At 67.6% G+C, this 2,933-nt stretch carries 4 protein-coding genes; 2 read left to right on the top strand and 2 right to left on the bottom strand.

The window, feature by feature from the left end:
- The coding region (locus EGJ34_RS21145) for a pyridoxal-phosphate dependent enzyme (RefSeq protein WP_125362374.1) at positions 1 to 362 on the top strand (362 nt) is incomplete at its 5' end.
- The gene (locus EGJ34_RS21140; protein WP_185750283.1) at positions 347 to 964 is read left to right on the top strand and encodes a YdcF family protein; all 618 of its coding nucleotides are present in this window, start codon (positions 347 to 349) and stop codon (positions 962 to 964) included. The genes EGJ34_RS21145 and EGJ34_RS21140, both read left to right, overlap by 16 nt.
- Before the next feature lie 52 nt (positions 965 to 1,016).
- On the opposite strand, the gene bioC is transcribed toward EGJ34_RS21140, so the two are convergent.
- Positions 1,017 to 1,901 (bottom strand): malonyl-ACP O-methyltransferase BioC, encoded by an 885-nt coding sequence (gene bioC / locus EGJ34_RS21135; protein ID WP_125362372.1) that lies wholly within the window; start codon positions 1,899 to 1,901, stop codon positions 1,017 to 1,019.
- Between the two features lie 67 nt (positions 1,902 to 1,968).
- Complete coding sequence (locus tag EGJ34_RS21130) at positions 1,969 to 2,751, bottom strand: SDR family oxidoreductase (protein WP_125362371.1); 783 nt, start codon at positions 2,749 to 2,751, stop codon at positions 1,969 to 1,971.
- Between the last annotated feature and the right edge of the window lie 182 nt (positions 2,752 to 2,933).

Raw genomic sequence — 2,933 nt, 5'->3', positions numbered from 1 at the left:
ACGCACGCCTGGTGCTGGCCGAACCGGCCGGAGCCGCCGACACGGCGCGTTCGCTGGCCGCCGGTTCGCTGCAGCTGGATTTCACCCCGGACACGATCTGCGATGGCCTGCGTGGCACATTGGGGGCACCGAACTTCACCCTGCTGCAAGGCGCAGCCGAGGTGATCACGGTGGACGATGCGGCTACCGTGCAGGCCATGCGCCTGCTCTGGCAGGTGCTCAAGCAGGTGGTGGAACCTTCCTCGGCCATCGCCCTGGCCGCGATCCTCGCCGAACCGGCCCGCTTTGCCGGCCAGCGCGTCGGCGTGGTGCTGTCCGGCGGCAACGTGGACCTGGATGCGCTGCCGTGGGGGCGTGCATGAGCCGCCGTGCGCGCGTCGGCCTGGGGGGCTGGCTGTGGCGGTTGCTGGTGGCGGTGTTGGCGTGGTTGCTGTGTGTGACCGCCTGGATTGTGTGGGTGGGCGAGCGTGACCAGGCGGCCAAGGCCGACGCCATCATCGTGCTCGGGGCCGCCGCATACGACGCCAAGCCTTCTCCGGTGTTCGAGGAGCGTATCCGGCATGGTCTGGACCTTTACCGGCAGGGTTATGCGCCGCTGCTGATCTTCACCGGCGGCTATGGCGGCACCGCCGCGCGCTTCTCCGAATCGCAGGTGGCCCGTCGCTATGCGATCAGGCAGGGGGTGCCGGATGAGGCCATCCTGATTGAAACCGCCTCACGCACGACCCGCCAGAACCTGGTCGAAGCGCGAAGGCTGATGGAGCAGCGTCAGCTGCACCGGGTGATCATCGTCAGCGACCCGCTGCACATGGCCCGCGCGCTGCGATTGGCGCATGAGCTGGGCATTGATGCGCTGGCGTCCTCGACGCCCAGCACGCGCTTCCGCAGTTTCCACACCAGCTGGAAGTTCCTGGCGCAGGAAATCTATTTCTTCCACCGTGACCTGGTGACCACCGGCGCGTAGGGGTCATCGGGAGCAGCCGGGCAGAGCCCGGCTCTACCGGACATCATCGACGTCACTCGGTCCGGCGACGGATCGGAATGGCCGACACCGGCACGCTGGCAACATCGTGCCCGCGCTCGCGGATCGGCGCACCGTGCTCGGGTGCCCACGCGTGCGCATAGATCACTTCCCAGCTGCTGGGCAGCTTGCCGTCTTCGCGCCGCAGTGGCTCATAGGCAGCACGTGCCGCGGCAAAGCGACCGCGACCGGTCAGTGTGTGTCGCCGGTCCTGGCGCGCATTGGTGGCCCCGATCGCGCGCAGTTCGCGCATCAGTGCATCCATGTCCGCATAGGTCAGTGTGAACAGGTCGCGGTCCAGGACCGGGTCGCGGAAACCGGACATCATCAGGGCATCGCCAAACTGCGCGATCGGCGCGAAGCGGCTCACGTGCGGCGTGCTGTCGGCAGCAGCGAACGCATCGCGCAGCTCGATCAGGGTTTCCGGGCCGAAGGTCGAACACACCAGCAGCCCCCCGGGTTTCAGCACCCGTCGAAACCCCGCGAACACCGCAGGCAGGTCTTCCACCCACTGCAGGCAGAGATTGCTGAAGATCACATCCACGCTCTGGTCGGCCAGCGGCAGTGCCTGCGCATCCGCGCACACCCGCGAGAACGGCTTCCACCAGCCGGCCTGCTTCTTCGCTTCGGCCAGCATGGGCGGAGCCAGGTCCAATGCGATCACCTGCGCCTTCGGCCAGCGCTTTTTCATCGCCGCACTGGCGTGGCCGGTACCGCTGCCCACGTCGAGCACGACCTGTGGCTGCCGGCTTTCCATGTAGTCCAGCGACTCCAGCAGGCGCTTCTCCACCTCACGCTGCAGCGCGGCGGCGGCGTCATAGCTGTGAGCCGCACGCGAGAACGCGCGGCGGACGTGGCGGGGATCAAAACTGGCAGTCATACAAAGCTCACTACGAAAAGGGGTCCGGGGAAGCGGTCGCGCACGACCGTGGGTCGTGCGGTGACAATCAGAATGTTCCCGGATAAGCGCCGCCGTCGATCAGCAGGTTCTGTCCGGTGATATAGCCGGCCTGCGCACTGCACAGGAACGCACAGGCTGCGCCGAACTCGTCGGCATCACCGAAGCGGCCAGCCGGAATCTGGGTACGCTTGCGCTCGGCGATCTGTCCGGCGTCCAGTCCCTGCTGCTGCGCCACATAGGCAAAGTTGCCACGCAGACGATCGGTGTCGAACTGCCCCGGCAGCAGGTTGTTGATGGTCACGTTGTGCGCCACCGTGCGCCGCGCCACCCCGGCAACAAACCCGGTGAGCCCCGAGCGTGCACCGTTGGACAGTCCGAGGATGTCGATGGGAGCCTTCACCGACGACGAGGTGATGTTGATGATGCGGCCGAAGCCGCGCTCGATCATGCCGTCCACCGTCGCGCGGATCAGCTCGATCGGAGCGAGCATGTTCGCGTCCAGCGCGGCAATCCAGTCTTCCCGCTTGAACTGCCGGAAGTCGCCGGCCGGCGGTCCCCCGGCGTTGTTGACCAGGATATCCACCTGCGGACAGGCCGCCAGCGCGGCGGCGCGGCCGGCTTCGGTGGTGACGTCGGCCACGACCGTGCGGATTTCGCCCGCACCCGGCAACGCCTTCAGTTCCGCGGCCGCGCGGGCCAGCGCGTCTTCGCCGCGTGCGGCAATGACCACGTTGACGCCTTCGCGCGCCAAGGCGCGTGCGCAGCCCAGCCCCAGCCCTTTACTGGCGGCGCAGACCAGGGCCCAGCGGCCGGCAATTCCAAGATCCATGATGTCCTACCCGGTAGAGTCGACGGACAGTCGACAGCCCTCAACAACGAATTGTCGCAGCTGGGCGGCCACGATATCGGCATGCCCCAAGAACGGTGCGTGCCCCCCATGCGCGATCACCTGCGCCTGCCCGCCGGGCGACAACGCGGCCGCTGCCTTCATGCCGGCGGCGCTGACCAGCC

This window comes from Stenotrophomonas sp. 278, assembly GCF_003935715.1.
GTDB classification, from domain to species: domain Bacteria; phylum Pseudomonadota; class Gammaproteobacteria; order Xanthomonadales; family Xanthomonadaceae; genus Stenotrophomonas; species Stenotrophomonas maltophilia_AH.
The sequence above is the reverse complement of the archived record's forward strand: the minus strand, read 5'-3'. Positions and strand labels throughout refer to the sequence as shown.

What these genes read in the sequence shown, in the direction of transcription:
- EGJ34_RS21130 (WP_125362371.1), bottom strand. Translation starts at nt 2,751, where the DNA reads ATGGATCTTGGAATTGCCGGCCGCTGGGCCCTGGTCTGCGCCGCCAGT.
- bioC (WP_125362372.1), bottom strand. Translation starts at nt 1,901, where the DNA reads ATGACTGCCAGTTTTGATCCCCGCCACGTCCGCCGCGCGTTCTCGCGT.